Origin of the sequence: Sphingomonas sp. TX0543, assembly GCF_048565505.1 — a bacterium.
GTDB lineage: Bacteria > Pseudomonadota > Alphaproteobacteria > Sphingomonadales > Sphingomonadaceae > Sphingomonas.
This window is the reverse complement of record NZ_JBLZUS010000002.1, coordinates 195,558-210,193: the sequence shown is the minus strand read 5'-3', so window position 1 is coordinate 210,193 and position 14,636 is coordinate 195,558. Positions and strand designations below refer to the sequence as shown.

At 64.1% G+C, this 14,636-nt stretch carries 18 protein-coding genes; 9 read left to right on the top strand and 9 right to left on the bottom strand.

Annotation, left to right across the window (positions count from 1 at the left end; all coding sequences use genetic code 11):
• The first annotated feature begins 193 nt into the window (after window positions 1-193).
• On the top strand, window positions 194-1,288 hold the full coding sequence (coxB, locus tag ACM61V_RS01490) for a cytochrome c oxidase subunit II (protein WP_137785325.1): 1,095 nt from the start codon (window positions 194-196) through the stop codon (window positions 1,286-1,288).
• Window positions 1,289-1,290: 2 nt separating this feature from the next.
• Window positions 1,291-2,970 (top strand): cytochrome c oxidase subunit I, encoded by a 1,680-nt coding sequence (gene ctaD / locus ACM61V_RS01485; RefSeq protein WP_419713761.1) that lies wholly within the window; start codon window positions 1,291-1,293, stop codon window positions 2,968-2,970.
• Between the two features lie 81 nt (window positions 2,971-3,051).
• On the opposite strand, the gene ACM61V_RS01480 is transcribed toward ctaD, so the two are convergent.
• Window positions 3,052-3,738, bottom strand: a complete 687-nt coding sequence (locus ACM61V_RS01480) for a DUF2490 domain-containing protein (protein ID WP_419713760.1) — start codon at window positions 3,736-3,738, stop codon at window positions 3,052-3,054.
• Window positions 3,739-3,818: 80 nt separating this feature from the next.
• Here ACM61V_RS01480 and ACM61V_RS01475 point away from each other — a divergent pair, with 80 nt between their 5' ends.
• The gene (locus tag ACM61V_RS01475) at window positions 3,819-4,781 is read left to right on the top strand and encodes an alpha/beta fold hydrolase (RefSeq protein ID WP_419713759.1); all 963 of its coding nucleotides are present in this window, start codon (window positions 3,819-3,821) and stop codon (window positions 4,779-4,781) included.
• A 106-nt stretch (window positions 4,782-4,887) separates the two neighbouring features.
• Here ACM61V_RS01475 and ACM61V_RS01470 read toward each other — a convergent pair whose 3' ends face one another.
• Complete coding sequence (locus ACM61V_RS01470) at window positions 4,888-5,388, bottom strand: MucR family transcriptional regulator (protein WP_137785321.1); 501 nt, start codon at window positions 5,386-5,388, stop codon at window positions 4,888-4,890.
• Window positions 5,389-5,949: 561 nt separating this feature from the next.
• On the bottom strand, window positions 5,950-6,513 hold the full coding sequence (locus ACM61V_RS01465; protein ID WP_137785320.1) for a helix-turn-helix domain-containing protein: 564 nt from the start codon (window positions 6,511-6,513) through the stop codon (window positions 5,950-5,952).
• 84 nt (window positions 6,514-6,597) lie between these two features.
• On the opposite strand from ACM61V_RS01465, the gene ACM61V_RS01460 reads away from it, so the two are divergent.
• Both ACM61V_RS01460 and dapF read left to right on the top strand, forming a co-directional pair.
• Window positions 6,598-7,059 (top strand): DUF6456 domain-containing protein, encoded by a 462-nt coding sequence (locus tag ACM61V_RS01460; RefSeq protein WP_137785319.1) that lies wholly within the window; start codon window positions 6,598-6,600, stop codon window positions 7,057-7,059.
• Window positions 7,060-7,078: 19 nt separating this feature from the next.
• Window positions 7,079-8,038 (top strand): diaminopimelate epimerase, encoded by a 960-nt coding sequence (gene dapF / locus ACM61V_RS01455; RefSeq protein WP_137785318.1) that lies wholly within the window; start codon window positions 7,079-7,081, stop codon window positions 8,036-8,038.
• Window positions 8,039-8,091: 53 nt separating this feature from the next.
• Here dapF and ACM61V_RS01450 read toward each other — a convergent pair whose 3' ends face one another.
• The 5 genes from ACM61V_RS01450 to rpmF all read right to left on the bottom strand — a co-directional run bounded on the left by ACM61V_RS01450 (window position 8,092) and on the right by rpmF (window position 11,069).
• Window positions 8,092-8,448 (bottom strand): MerR family transcriptional regulator, encoded by a 357-nt coding sequence (locus ACM61V_RS01450; RefSeq protein WP_137785317.1) that lies wholly within the window; start codon window positions 8,446-8,448, stop codon window positions 8,092-8,094.
• A gap of 1 nt (window position 8,449) precedes the next feature.
• The gene (locus ACM61V_RS01445) at window positions 8,450-8,749 is read right to left on the bottom strand and encodes an integration host factor subunit alpha (protein ID WP_137785316.1); all 300 of its coding nucleotides are present in this window, start codon (window positions 8,747-8,749) and stop codon (window positions 8,450-8,452) included.
• 111 nt (window positions 8,750-8,860) lie between these two features.
• On the bottom strand, window positions 8,861-9,829 hold the full coding sequence (locus ACM61V_RS01440; RefSeq protein ID WP_137785315.1) for a beta-ketoacyl-ACP synthase III: 969 nt from the start codon (window positions 9,827-9,829) through the stop codon (window positions 8,861-8,863).
• Window positions 9,826-10,857, bottom strand: a complete 1,032-nt coding sequence (gene plsX, locus ACM61V_RS01435) for a phosphate acyltransferase PlsX (protein WP_137785314.1) — start codon at window positions 10,855-10,857, stop codon at window positions 9,826-9,828. Before plsX ends, ACM61V_RS01440 begins: the two co-directional genes overlap by 4 nt.
• 32 nt (window positions 10,858-10,889) lie before the next feature.
• Window positions 10,890-11,069, bottom strand: coding sequence for a 50S ribosomal protein L32 (rpmF, locus tag ACM61V_RS01430; RefSeq protein ID WP_419713758.1), 180 nt, complete (start codon window positions 11,067-11,069; stop codon window positions 10,890-10,892).
• 197 nt (window positions 11,070-11,266) lie between these two features.
• Here rpmF and ACM61V_RS01425 point away from each other — a divergent pair, with 197 nt between their 5' ends.
• Window positions 11,267-11,707, top strand: a complete 441-nt coding sequence (locus tag ACM61V_RS01425) for an MAPEG family protein (protein ID WP_137785312.1) — start codon at window positions 11,267-11,269, stop codon at window positions 11,705-11,707.
• Between the two features lie 61 nt (window positions 11,708-11,768).
• Here the strand turns inward: ACM61V_RS01425 and ACM61V_RS01420 are convergent, their stop codons facing one another.
• Window positions 11,769-12,413: a peptidylprolyl isomerase gene (locus tag ACM61V_RS01420; protein WP_137785311.1), complete on the bottom strand. Its 645-nt coding sequence runs from the start codon at window positions 12,411-12,413 to the stop codon at window positions 11,769-11,771.
• Here ACM61V_RS01420 and ACM61V_RS01415 point away from each other — a divergent pair.
• The 3 genes from ACM61V_RS01415 to ACM61V_RS01405 all read left to right on the top strand — a co-directional run bounded on the left by ACM61V_RS01415 (window position 12,412) and on the right by ACM61V_RS01405 (window position 14,632).
• The gene (locus ACM61V_RS01415) at window positions 12,412-12,603 is read left to right on the top strand and encodes a hypothetical protein (RefSeq protein ID WP_171007462.1); all 192 of its coding nucleotides are present in this window, start codon (window positions 12,412-12,414) and stop codon (window positions 12,601-12,603) included. The genes ACM61V_RS01420 and ACM61V_RS01415 overlap by 2 nt on opposite strands.
• A gap of 224 nt (window positions 12,604-12,827) precedes the next feature.
• Window positions 12,828-13,307: a hypothetical protein gene (locus ACM61V_RS01410; protein WP_419713757.1), complete on the top strand. Its 480-nt coding sequence runs from the start codon at window positions 12,828-12,830 to the stop codon at window positions 13,305-13,307.
• The gene (locus ACM61V_RS01405; RefSeq protein ID WP_419713756.1) at window positions 13,304-14,632 is read left to right on the top strand and encodes a DNA-packaging protein; all 1,329 of its coding nucleotides are present in this window, start codon (window positions 13,304-13,306) and stop codon (window positions 14,630-14,632) included. Before ACM61V_RS01410 ends, ACM61V_RS01405 begins: the two co-directional genes overlap by 4 nt.
• Window positions 14,633-14,636 lie beyond the last annotated feature (4 nt).

Genomic DNA, 14,636 nt, shown 5'->3' with positions numbered 1-14,636 from the left:
GCCCGTCCTTTCACGTCTCGCAGCCCAGCGCAGATACGGTCCCACGGAGACGCACGCAATGTTGCGCGGCAAAAATGGCCTTATGCGCTTGAGGCGAGGGGAGCGGCTGCGTATAGCGCAGGCCGAATGGACGGAATCTGCGCCGCGCTGGCGGTGATATGAAGCCGGGACAGGCAGGGGTGACAACAAGACGATGAAGATCGCGTTCAAAGGACTGGCTCTCGCGGCCGGCCTCGCGCTGGCCGGGTTAACGCCCGTATCGGCACAGGCGCCCGCAGCGCAGGATAAGGCTGCGGCCACCACCGCAGCGGTGCCCGCTGCAGCCGCGCCGACCTCGCCAGAACTGGCGATGGACGGTGCACCCGCCATGACGGTGAAGCCGATGATTGGCCAGCCGACCGACGGGCTGATGCGTATCCAGCCGCAGGTCACCAAGGTGGGGCAGCGCGCTCACAACTTTCACGATTACATCCTGTTTCCGCTCATCACCGTTATTTCGCTTTTCGTTCTCGGGTTGTTGATCTGGGTTGGAATTCGTTATCGCCGGGCGGCGAATCCGGTGCCGACGAAAACCAGCCACAACACAGCGATTGAAATCGTGTGGACGCTCGTGCCGGTGCTGATCCTGGTCGCAGTGGCGGTGCCCTCGATCGGGCTTTTGTCGGCGCAGTACAAGCCGGCGCCCGCCAATGCGATCACGCTGAAAGCGATCGGCAATCAATGGTATTGGAGCTACCAATATCCCGACAATGGCGGGATCGAGATCACCGCAAACATGTTGAAGGAAAAAAGTCAGGTCGCAGCCGGTGAGCGTTTCCGCACCGATGCGGACGGGCCGCGATTGCTTGCCGTCGACAACCGTATTGTGTTGCCCGTTGGCGTGCCGATTCGCCTCATCACCACCGCCAATGACGTGATCCACAGCTGGGCGGTCCCCGCTTTCTGGATCAAGCTGGACGCAGTGCCCGGTCGCCTAAACGAGACCAGCTTCACAATTGAAAAGCCCGGCCTGTATTTCGGTCAATGCTCCGAGCTGTGCGGCGCCCGCCACGCGCTCATGCCGATCGCGGTGGAAGCCGTTTCACCGGCGGAATTTGCGGCATGGGTGAAGGCCAAGGGCGGCACGATGCCGGGCGCTTCCAAGCCCGCTGCGGCACCTGCCGCCATCGCAGCCCCGGCTGATCCCGCCGCCAACTCCGCAGCCCCGGCCGCGAATGCCGCTACCTCTGTCAACACCGCCCAGGCGACGCCCGCGAACGCGGCTGCCGCTGGCGCGACGGGACGCTGACTATGACCGACACCGCAATTCATCCTTCGGCATTCGAGGCGCATCACGCGCACGATCATCATCATGACGCCGATCACAAGCCGGGCTTCTTCGCCCGGTGGTTCATGTCGACCAACCACAAGGACATCGGCACCCTCTATCTGATCTTTGCAATCTGCGCAGGGATCATTGGCGGCGCGGTTTCAGGTCTGATGCGTGCAGAACTGATGCATCCGGGCATCCAGTATCTCCAGGGCTGGGCCAGTATGCTGCATGGCGGCGAGGCAAGTCTCGACGAGTCGCTGCACTTATGGAACGTCCTCGTGACCGCGCACGGCCTCATCATGGTGTTCTTCATGGTGATGCCGGCGATGATTGGTGCGTTCGGCAACTGGTTCGTACCACTGATGATCGGCGCGCCTGACATGGCGTTCCCACGCATGAATAACATCTCGTTCTGGCTGCTGATCCCCAGTTTCTCTTTGCTGCTTGCCTCTCCGTTTTTCGGCGGCGCCGGCAACGGCTGGACCCTCTATGCGCCACTTTCCACCTATGGCGAGCCGGGGCCGTCCACCGATATGGCGATCCTGTCGCTTCACCTCGCAGGTGCGTCGTCGATCCTGGGCGCGATCAACTTCATTACGACGATCTTCAATATGCGCGCGCCGGGGATGACGCTGCATAAAATGCCGCTGTTCGTATGGTCGGTGCTGGTGACCGCGTTCTTGCTTCTGCTTGCGCTTCCGGTGCTTGCCGCAGCGATCACCATGCTGCTTACCGATCGAAACTTCGGCACCACCTTCTTCGATCCGGCCGGTGGCGGTGACCCGATCCTGTACCAGCATCTGTTCTGGTTTTTCGGCCATCCCGAAGTGTACATCATGATCCTGCCGGGCTTCGGCATCGTCAGTCAGATCATCTCCACTTTCAGCCGCAAACCAGTGTTCGGCTATCTCGGCATGGCTTATGCCATGGTCGCGATCGGCGTGGTCGGTTTCGTCGTGTGGGCGCACCACATGTTCACCACCGGCCTTTCCGTAAACACCAAGATGTATTTCACCGCCGCGACCATGGTGATCGCGGTGCCGACCGGCATCAAAATCTTTTCGTGGATCGCAACGATGTGGGGCGGCAGTCTCACGTTCCGCACCCCGATGGTATGGGCGATCGGCTTCATCTTCATGTTTACCGTCGGCGGCGTGACGGGCGTCGTGCTCGCCAATGGTGGTGTAGATGATTACATGCAGGACACCTATTACGTCGTGGCGCATTTTCACTACGTGCTGTCGCTCGGCGCGGTATTCTCGCTGTTCGCCGGTTTTTATTACTGGTTCCCGAAGATGTCGGGGAGGATGCTCAACGAGGCGCTGGGACACCTGCATTTCTGGGTATTCTTCATCGGCGTGAACGTGATGTTCTTCCCGATGCATTTCCTGGGGCTCCAGGGTATGCCGCGTCGTTACCCGGATTATCCTGATGGCTTCGCGCACTGGAACCAGATTGCTACGATCGGCTATATGATAATGGCGGCGGGCATGGCGGTGTTCTTCGTTAACGTGATCATCTCGCTGATCGCGGGTAAGAAGGCCGGAGACAATCCTTGGGGCGAAGGGGCGACGACGCTGGAATGGACGCTTTCCTCGCCGCCGCCGTACCATCAATTTGAGACGCTGCCAGTGATCGATGACGACGGTCATCATTGATCAGTCGGTGTGATCGAAGAAGCGACAAAAGCGCCTGGGAAGCAATTCCCGGGCGCTTTCTATTAATGCTTCCACGCGGTTTCAGGGTCGGACGAACAGCGTGAGCGATGCGATGTGCGACATATCGCTCTGCCCGCCACGTACGTGGCGTGTCTGATTGAGGTAGCCGGCCTCGATCGTCGATTTGCCGGGTAGCGGAATTTCGAGCCCGGCGAAGGTACGGAGTTGGTCGAAACCGGACACCCCGCCCCAGCGGGCCGATTTTAGCCCGGCGAACCCCTCAACCCAGCCCAGCGCGGCTACCCGCCGTTCGGCGTCAGCCAGTGGATATTCGAAGCGCAACATCTCCCGTACGCGCAGCGACATGCCTTCGGCATCCGACCGCCATCGCTGTTCTAGCCGGGTACGCGATTGCACCTCCAGCGACCCGATTTTGCCGACGTTCCAGGTGATCTGCTGGAACAGCCGATCCTCAATCCGAGCTTCCCCTCCGTCCTGGTGGGGTTCGACGACGCGGGCATAGCCCTGATAGGCAGTGACGGCGTTCGAGAATTGCCAGCCGATCGCTGGGCGGTAGATCACCTGTCCGAGTCGCGACGCGCCTTCAACGATGCGCGGCTGCACTTCCGCGAAAAAAACCAGCCCCCCGTCGATCCGCCCCATAACAGTGGCGTTGACCCAGATCGCTTCGTCCTGTCGGGTCTCGGCAAAGCTGGCTGAGGGGAATAGGGAGGACGCAAGGGCGATGGCAAAGGCAATTTTGTGCATACGCGCGGGGCCTATCGCGCACCCATCTTTCTGTCATGATCCGGGTATTCTTCAGCAACAAAACGTCAAGGAGAGTGTGGGTGCCGGATTTCCAGCTTATTGATACGGGGGCGGTACGGCTGCGTGTCGCGGTCGAGGGTACGGGCCCGCTCGTCCTCATGGTTCACGGGTTTCCCGAAAGCTGGTATTCGTGGCGGCATCAGATCGGGCCGATCGCGCGCGCGGGATTCACGGCCGCAGCGATCGATGTGCGCGGTTATGGCGGATCGGAAAAGCCAGGTTCGGTAGGTAGCTACGCGATGGAGCACATGGTGGCGGACATCGTGGCGGCTGCTGCTGCGTTGCAACCGTCTGGCCCGGTCATTCTGGTCGGTCATGACTGGGGCGCTCCGATGGTGTGGAACAGTGCCCTCGTTCATCCCGAGCGCTTTCGCGCGGTGGCGGCGCTCTCAGTGCCATACGCTGGAGTACCGTCTCGCCCGTTCACCGAGGTGTTCCGCGCGGCATTCACGGCGAAGGGGCGCTTCTTCTATCAGGAATGGTTTCAGGCCGAGGGCCCGCCCGAGATCGAAGCAGAACGCGACGTGCGCGATTTTTTACGCAAATTCTACTATGCTATATCCGGCGATGCGCCGGTCGGCACCTGGCCGGACAAGGCTGCCGGCGCGACATTGCTGGAGCAGATGGTCGATCCTCAGCCGTTTCCGGCGTGGCTGACGCCCGATGATCTGGACTATTATGTCGCCGAATTTGAGGCGTCCGGCTTTCGCGGGCCGATCAATCGTTACCGCAACCACGAACGCGATTTTGCATGGCTCCAGCCCTATCGCGAGCGCCTGATAGAGCAGCCTGCTCTGTTCATCGGTGGCAGCAAAGATCCGGCTACGACCCTTTTCGGCGCGATCACCGATCCGGTGGCGCTGATGCAGCCACTGGTGCCGCGCTTGGAAGGATATATTTTAGAGGGTTGCGGCCACTGGACGCAGCAAGAGCGCCCAGTGGAGGTGAATAACCTGTTGCTCGATTGGCTGACGCGAATCTGACGCGTGGAGCGATCGCAGACTGATCGTGCTTAAACCTAGCCGTTGGCACAGACGCCTTGCCCGCTTCCGCAGCGTTTTCGCAGGAAAGCGGGCGCCTCTACGACAATCAGCCGTCGGTCTGCGCGCTCTTGCGGCGGCTGCGCGTGGGCGCAGTCGGGCTTTCGCTTTCGGCCTTCCGCTTCATGCCCGGCTTGCGGCCAAGGCCGATCTTCTTCGCCATCGCACGACGGGCTTCCGAATAGGTTTCGGCGACCATCGGATAATCCGGCTTCAGCCCATAACGTTGACGGTATTCCGCCGGCGTCAACCCCTGCCCAGCGAGATGGCGGCGCAAAGTCTTGTAAGGCTTTCCGTCAATCATCGAAATGATGAAGTCTTTCGATGCGAGCGACTTGCGCACAGAGACAGCGGGGACGAACTCCACAGTCGTATCTGCAACGACATTAGTCTCTATTTCGCCGGACAGGGTCGTAACTGCATCGTGCATCTGCTTCAGAAACGCCGGCACATCTTCGCTAGACGCGCGCGTGTTCGGGTTCGACAGCCATGCAATGGTCAACTCGGTAGCGAGCTCGACCGCATTGGTATCGACGGAATCTTCGGACATGCGACGCTCCTTTTAACTTAGTTCGTCTGTCAATAGCAGCGACGTCACGTCCGTCAATATACCAACATAAAAGAAAAAATAACAAAATATGCGATGAAAAGAGAATATAATAATGATCTTGGTAAAAATACGATTGAAGCACGATAAAAGAAAATAGACCTGCGCGACAGGAAGATCGTATATCAAAATATGGTGCAAAAATTATTAGATCTAAGTATTTTGCATCAATCTAAGAATATGTATATTGGCATAGATATTTTTATTTTGAACCAATTTGCAGCAATATATCTGTCGGAAGTTTGTGAATTCGGTATTACCACTTTATATAGTATCACGACCAACTCATATTGTTTTGATACAATAGTATCTCAAGCAGATCTGGCGGCCCGGAAAGAAATAGCCTTTCGATCCAGTCATTTAGATAAATCAAGTGCGATATTCGCGCAGGCCAATAGCCGACGGGCACGTACCCCCGATGAGAGGCGTGTGGGCTGCATATTCGCCAATCTGAGGCTATCCGATCGGCTCGTTGTGGTGATCGTATAGCCGGGGCCCCAAGCGCTAAAGGGTGCGTACAAGCCGCGCCGCTCGGGCAAGCCACGGCGCGTCCTCTACCGTAAGAGGCTTGGCGCCGGGTGCGAGGGGCAGAATTGTCACATCGGCGCCATCGACCGCTAGCAACCGGCCGAATAGGAACCTGCCCGCTGGCTTCGGCGCGAGAACATCATAGTGAAGCGCGCTCGCGAACTGTTCCGGCGTGAGCATGTCACACCAGATCGCATCGCCAGAATGGTAATCTCCGGTTGCCGCGCTGACGGAGACCGCCACCGCGCCCGGGGTTGGTTTCGGCGGAACTACCCGGGCGGGGCGGCGTAATGCTTGCGCGCCATCCGGGCCGAGCGTCGCGGCCACGGCGAGATTGTCGCGCTCTGACAAAGAAACGAGATCGCCAGCTTCCACCTCCAGCGCGCCGGCGATGCGATTGAGCCACCCGACCGACACGGTGCGCGTGCCCGTCTCCAGCCGCCCGATCGTCTGCGCCGTTGTAGGCGGGTAGCAGCGTTTTGCGACTTCCTCTAAAGTCAGCCCCTTAGCAATGCGTACTTCGCGGATAGCTGTTATCATAATAAAGCCTAACCAGATAGGTTGAATGTCTGTCCTACAATCGCGCCATTGTGGCAAGTTCCGATTCGTCAGTCGGAGGATGAGATGCGCGAACTGGTTGAGAAAGCGATCGATAATCGAGGCGTGCTCGGGGTGCGGAGACGCGGTGGATGCTTCGTAACGGTCAATCTGGCGGAATCGCCGCTGTCGTGGTTAGCGTCGCGCGGGCTTGTCGATGGGCGCCAGTGCGAAGCTGGGGAACGACTCCGCAGCGATTACGAGCGCGCCTCGATCGCGAGTGCGACGACGATGCGTTGGGGGGTCCAGCGGGTCGATGGAGGCGGCGAGTTCGCGGATCCGACGAACTCGCATATCGCCGCCAAGCGCCGGTTCGACGCGGCGATCGCGGGCGTAGGTCGCGGCCTTGCGGATATCCTGTGGCGCGTCATCTGCGCCGGCGAGCGGCTACCTGAGGCCGAGCGAGCGCTTGGATGGCCGACGCGATCCGGGCGACTTGTGCTGACAATGGCGCTCGACCGGCTCGCGGATCACTACCAATTGGGCTGAGGACTGATAAAGGCATGTCATGCGGTTCGAGATCGTCAAATGCCACGGATCGGGGAATGATTTTCCGCTGATTGATGCGCGTGGGGTCACGCTGGATGAGACGGAGTGGCCAGTCGTTGCGCGTGCGCTCGCGGACCGGCGGGGGGCAGTCGGCGGTGATGGGCTGTTGCTGCTTACCGACTATCGGGGCGGTATTGGATTTCGAATGTTCAACGCGGATGGATCGGAAGCAGAGACCTGTCTCAACGGCGTGCGTTGCGTGGCGCGGATGGCGTTCGAGCGCACCGGCGTGGACCGCGCCACGCTTCATCTAATGAACTCGACTGTGGATGTGGTCCGCGAACTGGATCTCGCGCCGGGCGTTTACACCGTCCGCGAAGTGGCTGGACCGGCGACGCTGGACGTAAGCACCTGGCCGTTTCACGGCGAGGCGCACGAAATCGTGGAGCGGCCGATCGTGCGGCTTGATCCCATGATTGCCTTCACCGCGGTCGCCATGCCCAACCCCCATCTGGTGGCTTTCGTGGAAACCATCGACGAGGCGGCGCTGGTAAGGATCGGGTCATCGTGCGAGGCAGCGCCGGATTGGCTGCCGAACCGTGCCAACGTGTCGTTCGTACGCGCGCTTGGGCCGGACACGATCTACGTCCGCACGTTCGAGCGGGGCGTGGGACTTACCGACAGCTGCGGCAGCGCGATGGCCGCCTCGGCCTTCGTCGCGGCGTTGACGGGGCGCACTTCTTTCGATCGCGAGGTGACGGTGCGCAACAAGGGGGGATTAGTGATGGCCTGTGCGGCAGGCAATGGCATGGTGGCGTTGAGCGGCAACGCGACGTGGGAGTGGGAGGGCGCGTTGCACGTTGATCTCGCGACAGGCATCGCCGGCGATTTGACTATCGCGCACCACTTCAACGAAGAGATCGCGGCTTGGGCGATGGTAGCCGAGACGAGTGCTGGCTCAGTGTCCGGGCTGCCTTGACCGGCGGTCGCAGTATTTGGGCGCTGCTTGGCAGCATTGCTATTGACTGATCCTCAGGCCGCGTCGTCGTCCAATGCGCTCCGCAGAGTCGACCGTATCAAGCGTATTGCGGCGGCGTCACTTGCAGGCGCTACGGTCACCGGCGTTAAAATGGGCTTCCGCTCGCCGGCTAGCAATTTTTGTACGCCTTTGACGGTGTAGCCGTCGCGGTTAAGCATGATATTGATCTGGGTGATGAGGGCTATGTCTTCGGTGCGGTAATAGCGGCGGTTGCCGGCGCGGGTGATGGGGCGGAGCTGGGGAAAGCGGGTCTCCCAATAGCGCAGCACATGCGGCGCCAAACCCGTGGCCGCCGCGACTTCCCCGATCGTTCGAAACGCCCCCGCCGCCTTTACATCCGGCCCGGCCACGCTACCCGGCGGAGACGATGCGCTCACGCATCATCTGGCTGGCGCGGAAGGTGAGAACGCGGCGCGGCGCGATCGGCACTTCAACCCCGGTCTTGGGATTGCGGCCAACCCGCTGGCCCTTGTCGCGCAGAACGAACGTGCCGAAGCCCGAGATCTTGACGTTATCGCCCCTGGCCAGCGCGTCGCACAACAGATCGAGCACCTGTTCGACGAGACGCGATGAATCGGCGCGCGAAAGCCCGACCTGCCGATGCAGCGCCTCCGACAGGTCCGCACGCGTCAAGGTACCCGCTTCGCTCATACCAGCCTCACTCCCCCCGGAATGGTTGCACTATTGTAAGTTTATCACCGCGCAGCCCGCGCAGAAAGGGTTTTGTTACGGACCTTTGACGCGCCCCGGCAACGCCGTGTTTCAAAAGCGGACGACCGACGCGCCCCAGGTGAAGCCGCCGCCCATCGCCTCGAGCACCACGATCTGCCCCGGAACGATCCGCCCGTCGCGAACGGCGGTATCCAGCGCGAGCGGAACGGACGCGGCGGAGGTGTTGGCATGGCGATCGACCGTCACCACCACCTTTTCCGCAGGCAGGCCGAGCTTGCGCGCGGTGGCATCGAGAATGCGCGCGTTGGCCTGATGCGGGACGACCCAATCGACCTGATCGGAGGAAAGCCCCGCCGCGACGAGCGATTCGCCCATCACCGTCGCGAGATTGACGACCGCGTGGCGGAACACTTCCCGCCCCTTCATGCGGACCTTGCCGACGGTGCCGGTGGTCGACGGACCGCCATCGACATAGAGCAGTTCGTTGTGCCGGCCATCGGCGTGCAGCCGGGTCGCGAGGATGCCGCGCCCGTCCAGATCCGCGCTTTCCTGCGCCTCCAGCACGATCGCGCCCGCGCCATCGCCGAACAAGACGCAGGTGGTGCGATCCTCCCAATCGAGGATGCGGCTGAACGTTTCCGCGCCGATCACCAGCGCCTTGCGATGCGCGGAGGCGCGGATCATGCTGTCCGCCACCTGCACCGCATAAAGGAAGCCCGAACACACCGCCGCGACATCGAACGCGGTGCAATCGTCGATGCCGAGCGCCGCCTGCACCTTGGTGGCGGTGGCGGGGAAGGTCTGATCCGGCGTGGCGGTGGCGAGCACGATCAGATCGATATCGCGCGCTTCAACGCCAGCGGCGGCCAGCGCCGCTTTCGCCGCATCGGTCGCCAGCGTCGCCGTGGTCTCATCCGGGGCGGCGATATGGCGGAAGCGGATGCCGGTGCGCTCGACGATCCAGTCGTCGGTGGTGTCGACCATCTCGGCAAGGTCCGCATTCGATACGCGCCGCGCCGGCAATGCCGAGCCGGTTCCGGTGATGACGCTACGTATCATGCCGCCTGCTTTTCGAAATTGCCCAAATCTTCGGCGATGCGCCGTGCGAGATCCGCCTTCACCATCTTCGCCGCATTGCCGATCGCGGTGGCGACGCCAAGTTCGTTGGCGCTGCCGTGGCTCTTCAGCACCAGGCCGTTGAGGCCCAGGAAAACCGCGCCGTTATGATTGTTCGGATCGAGATGATCGCGCAGCAGCTGCGTCGCGGGGCGGGAGATCAGGAAGCCGATCTTCGAGCGTATCGATGAGGTGAAGGCGCGCTTCAGCAGATCGCCGACGAAGCGGGCGGTGCCCTCCGCCGTCTTGAGCGCGATATTGCCGGAGAAGCCATCGCACACGATCACGTCGACATGCCCGCGCGCGATCCGATCGCCCTCGATGAAGCCGGTGAAGTTCATCGGCAGGTGAGTCGCAGCGCGCAGCCCCTGCGCGGCATCGCGAATCTCCTCGGTGCCCTTCTGATCCTCGCTGCCGATGTTGAGCAGCGCGACGCGCGGGCTTTCGAGATCAAGCGTGGTGCGGGCATAGGCCGCGCCCATCACCGCGAACTGCATCAGGTTGCGCGCATCGCACTCGGTATTCGCGCCGAGATCGAGCATCACCACGTCGTTCGCGCCGAGCGACGGCAGCATCGCGGCGAGCGCGGGACGATCGATGCCCGGCATGGTGCGCAGCGAAAGCTTCGCCATCGCCATCAGGGCGCCGGTGTTTCCGGCCGACACGGCAGCGCCGGCGCGACCCTGCTTCACGCAGTCGATCGCGACGCCCATCGAGGTCGTCCGCGCCCGGCGCAACGCCTTGCCCGCCGTCTCGCTGGACCCGACGATATCGGGCGCGTGGACGATCTCGGCATTGTTGCTGAGGTTGGGATGGGCCTTCAGCCCGTCGCGAATCGCCGCCTCGTCGCCCACGAGGAGAAATTTCATCCCCTCGAAGTTGCGACGCGCACGCGCGACGCCGGCCAGCATGACCGCGAGCCCCTCGTCACCGCCCATCGCATCGACGGCGATCCAGGAACTGTCGGACATGAAGCGGCGTCCCCCCTTGACTGGCCGGGCTATCAGCCCTCGACGGAAACGACTTCGCGTTCGTTATAGTGACCGCACGACGGGCACAGATTGTGCGGGCGCTTCAGCTCGCCACAGTTCGGGCATTCCTGGAACGCCTCCACCGACAGGGCATCATGCGCGCGGCGCATGCCACGGCGGGAGGGGGAAGTCTTTCGCTTGGGGACGGCCATCGCGGCACCTTAATCCGTATTCAGTTCAGCAGGAGACGATCCATCCGAAACGACTGTGACGCCGCCGACAAAACGTCAGCCGCGCCGGGCGGCCGGACGCATCGCGAAGTGACGCGCCTATACCCGAATATCGCCGCGTTGCAAGCGGTGCGGGCAAGTGGCAGTCTCACAACCGGATAACATAAGGGGGAAAGAGGATGCTGCTTCCGGTAACATTGGTGCTCGCCGCCGCGTGCGGACTGATAAACCTGTGGCTTGGCCTGCGGCTGGTGCGCGGGCGCATGCAGGGCGTGATGATCGGCGACGGCGGCAGGCCGGAGATGCTGGCGGGGATGCGCGCGCACGCCAATTTCGTGGAGAATGCGCCGTTCGTGCTGATCCTCACCGGCCTGATCGAGCTGGCGCGCGGCCCGTCGTTGCCGCTCTGGGTGCTGACGGCGGTGTTCGTGCTGGCGCGGGTGGCCCATCCGATCGGGATGTTGCGGGCCAGCCCCAACGGATTCCGCGCCGGGGGCGCGCTGGCCACCTGGACCGTCACCGCGATTCTCGCCGGATGGGCGCTGGTGATCGCCTATCAGGCGAACATGGCGGTGCCGCCGCACGGCCCGGCGATCGAGATCGTGACGCCCAAGGGCTGAACGGCGCGGCCCGCACCGTCGGCCGCGACCGGCGTGGTGACGAAGGAGCGGCGTGTGCGGATCAGCCGTCCGTGCGCCGCTCGATGATCCACGGGCGCGGCCGGCCCGTCGGCCTGGCGACCCCGTCGAGCCGCACCGCGCGGCGGACGTAGACCGGCTTCATCAGCATCGTACCGCCCATGCCCCCGCCGGTCGGCTGCGCGAGGATATGGCGCACCACCTCCTGCCCGCCCACGACACGCCCGAACGCGGCATAGCCCGGCTGCGCCGCACCCGCATCCATCGACGGCATGGCGCCGACGGTGATGAACCAGTTGCCGTTCGCCGATCCCGGCTCCCCGCGCCGCGCCATCGAGATCGTCATGTCGAGGTGGCGGATGCCGGTCGTGCTGGTCGGCTCGTGCGCGATCGTATCGAGGAACCGGCGCGCATCGGTGCGGATGCCGGACTGGACGAAGCCGAATTGCGGCGCCTTCCGATTGCGCGCCACGCGATAGAAGCTGATCCCGTCGAACCGCCCGTCGTCGACATAGCGCATGAAATTCGCCGTGGAGATCGGCGCGCGCTTCGCGTTCAGCGCGAGCACGATGTTGCCGAGCGCGGTTTCCAGCCGCACGCGGACGAAACCCGGCGTCGCGCGGTCCGCGCGTTGCGCGGCGGCGGGGGCGGACAGCAGCAGGGCGAGGAGCAGGACGAGGGCGCGCATGCGTGTCGCGCCTATGCGCCCCGCCGATGACCCGCAAGGCGCACGGGGCGATGCGCGCGAGAAGATCGACGAGATCCCGCCGCCGCTGAAACGTCGCGCAGCCGTTCATGCCGCGCTACCCCCGATCAGATGCGAGCATGTGCGCGCATCCCTGACGCACGTGCGCAGCAACCCGCCGCGTCGCGCCTAGAACGGGCACTTCGGAAGAAAGCGAGAACCAAACGGGAACAAAGTGCTTGACAGCGTCACGCTGTTTGGGTACATAACAGGAACGCTGACGAATTGTGACTTGCGGGGGCCGAGCGGGCGGCTCGCGAGGCGCGCGTCGGCGCGGAAACGGGCTGGTGCGCGCGGATCATATCCTGCTGCGGCCGGCCCGTTTCCGTTTCGTGGGCTCGGATGGGGGATATTGGCATGGTCACGCAGGTGAAGACCGCGCCGGGGAATGGCGGCTATCCGAAATGGCCGGCGGCGCAGCGCGAGGCGTTTCTCGATTGCCTGTCGGCAAGCTGCAACGTCAAGGCGGCGGCGGTGGCGGGCGGCGTGCATGTCGCGACCGTCCATCGCTGGCGGCGCCAGGACCCCGCCTTCGCGCAGGCATGGGGCGAGGCGCTGGCGCTGGGTTACGAGATGCTCGAAACCCGGCTGCTGGGCCACGCGCTGGGCGGCGAGCCGGGCGACATGATCGCCGGCGCCGATCCGTTGCCCGCGATTTCGGTGGACCTGTCGATCAAATTGCTGAGCCGGCACCGCGAGGCGACGGGCAGGCCGCGCCGCGCGACCGGCCCCACGCGCCGCTATGCCGATCAGGACGACAGCGATCGCGCGATCCTGGCCAAGCTGGCGCAGATCGAGGCGCGGCGGGCCACTCCGCCCGCGGGCGATGGAAAGTGAGGCGCGGCACGGGCAGCGATCCCACCGCCGAGATCATCGACCGGCTGCTTGCGCTGCCGCCACGCGAGCGGCGCACCGCGATCCTGGCGATGACGCCGGCGCAGCGACGCGAATTTCGCGATCGCTGGGCGGCATGGGCGCATGACGGCCAGCGCGCCCCGCCGGGAGATTGGCGGGTGTGGCTGATCCGGGCCGGGCGCGGCTTCGGCAAGACGCGCGCGGGCGCGGAGTGGATCGGCGCGCTGGCCCGCTCGACGCCCGAGGCGCGGGTCGCGCTCGTCGGCGCCACGCCAGACGATGTGCGGCAGGTGATGATCGAAGGGCCGAGCGGCCTGATCGCGCTGGCACGCGAGCATGAGCCGATCGAGTGGCGCGCGACGGCGGGCGTGGTGCGCTGGCCCAATGGCGCGACCGCCAGCGTCTATGCCGCAAGCGCGCCGGAAAGACTGCGCGGGCCGGAACATCATCTCGCCTGGTGCGACGAACTGGGCAAATGGGGCCGCGGCGGCGAGGCGGCGTGGGACAATCTGATGCTGACGATGCGGCTGGGGGAGCGCCCGCGCGTGCTGGTGACGACCACGCCGCGCCCGACGCGGCTGATGCGGCGCGTGATGGCGCTGCCCGGCGTGGTGGAGACGCGCGGGCGCACGGCGGACAACCCGCACCTGCCCGCCAGCTTCGTCGCGGCGATGGCGGACAGCTATGCCGGGACAATGCTGGGGCGGCAGGAGCTTGAAGGCGAACTGATCGACGAGGTGGCCGGTGCGCTGTGGACGCGCGGGCTGATCGAGGCGCGGCGCGCGGCGCCGATGCCCGATGCCGTGCGCGTGGTGGTGGGCGTCGATCCGCCGGCAGGGGTGGGCGGCGACGCCTGCGGCATCGTCGCGGTGGCGCTCGGCGCGGACGGGCGCGGCTATGTGCTGGAAGACGCGAGCGTCACGGGCGCGACGCCGGAGCGCTGGGCGCGCGCGGTGGCGGCATGCGCGGCGCGGCGCGGGGCCGATCGCGTGGTGGCGGAGAAGAACCAGGGCGGCGAGATGGTGCGCGCGACATTGCTCGCCGCCGATGCGGCATTGCCGGTGACGCTGGTGCACGCCAGCCGCGGCAAGGCGGCGCGGGCGGAGCCGGTCGCCGCGCTCTACGAGGCGGGCCGGGTATGGCACGTCGGCGCGTTTCCGGCGCTGGAGGACGAGCTGTGCGGGCTTTCCGCCGGTGGCGGATATGAGGGGCCGGGCCGCTCGCCGGATCGCGCCGACGCGCTGGTGTGGGCGCTGACCGAACTGATGCTGGGCCGGCGCGGCGCGGTGGCCGTGCGGGAACTGTAGGACC

Bases quoted from the DNA above. Each gene is read 5' to 3' on its own strand.
- ACM61V_RS01425 (WP_137785312.1), top strand. From the start codon at position 11,267: ATGCTGCTTCCGGTAACATTGGTGCTCGCCGCCGCGTGCGGACTGATA.
- ACM61V_RS01480 (WP_419713760.1), bottom strand. From the start codon at position 3,738: ATGCACAAAATTGCCTTTGCCATCGCCCTTGCGTCCTCCCTATTCCCC.
- plsX (WP_137785314.1), bottom strand. From the start codon at position 10,857: ATGTCCGACAGTTCCTGGATCGCCGTCGATGCGATGGGCGGTGACGAG.
- ACM61V_RS01410 (WP_419713757.1), top strand. From the start codon at position 12,828: ATGGTCACGCAGGTGAAGACCGCGCCGGGGAATGGCGGCTATCCGAAA.
- ACM61V_RS01420 (WP_137785311.1), bottom strand. From the start codon at position 12,413: ATGCGCGCCCTCGTCCTGCTCCTCGCCCTGCTGCTGTCCGCCCCCGCC.
- ACM61V_RS01415 (WP_171007462.1), top strand. From the start codon at position 12,412: ATGCGTGTCGCGCCTATGCGCCCCGCCGATGACCCGCAAGGCGCACGG.
- ACM61V_RS01445 (WP_137785316.1), bottom strand. From the start codon at position 8,749: ATGAGCGAAGCGGGTACCTTGACGCGTGCGGACCTGTCGGAGGCGCTG.
- ACM61V_RS01440 (WP_137785315.1), bottom strand. From the start codon at position 9,829: ATGATACGTAGCGTCATCACCGGAACCGGCTCGGCATTGCCGGCGCGG.
- ACM61V_RS01465 (WP_137785320.1), bottom strand. From the start codon at position 6,513: ATGATAACAGCTATCCGCGAAGTACGCATTGCTAAGGGGCTGACTTTA.
- ctaD (WP_419713761.1), top strand. From the start codon at position 1,291: ATGACCGACACCGCAATTCATCCTTCGGCATTCGAGGCGCATCACGCG.
- ACM61V_RS01460 (WP_137785319.1), top strand. From the start codon at position 6,598: ATGCGCGAACTGGTTGAGAAAGCGATCGATAATCGAGGCGTGCTCGGG.
- dapF (WP_137785318.1), top strand. From the start codon at position 7,079: ATGCGGTTCGAGATCGTCAAATGCCACGGATCGGGGAATGATTTTCCG.
- rpmF (WP_419713758.1), bottom strand. From the start codon at position 11,069: ATGGCCGTCCCCAAGCGAAAGACTTCCCCCTCCCGCCGTGGCATGCGC.
- coxB (WP_137785325.1), top strand. From the start codon at position 194: ATGAAGATCGCGTTCAAAGGACTGGCTCTCGCGGCCGGCCTCGCGCTG.
- ACM61V_RS01470 (WP_137785321.1), bottom strand. From the start codon at position 5,388: ATGTCCGAAGATTCCGTCGATACCAATGCGGTCGAGCTCGCTACCGAG.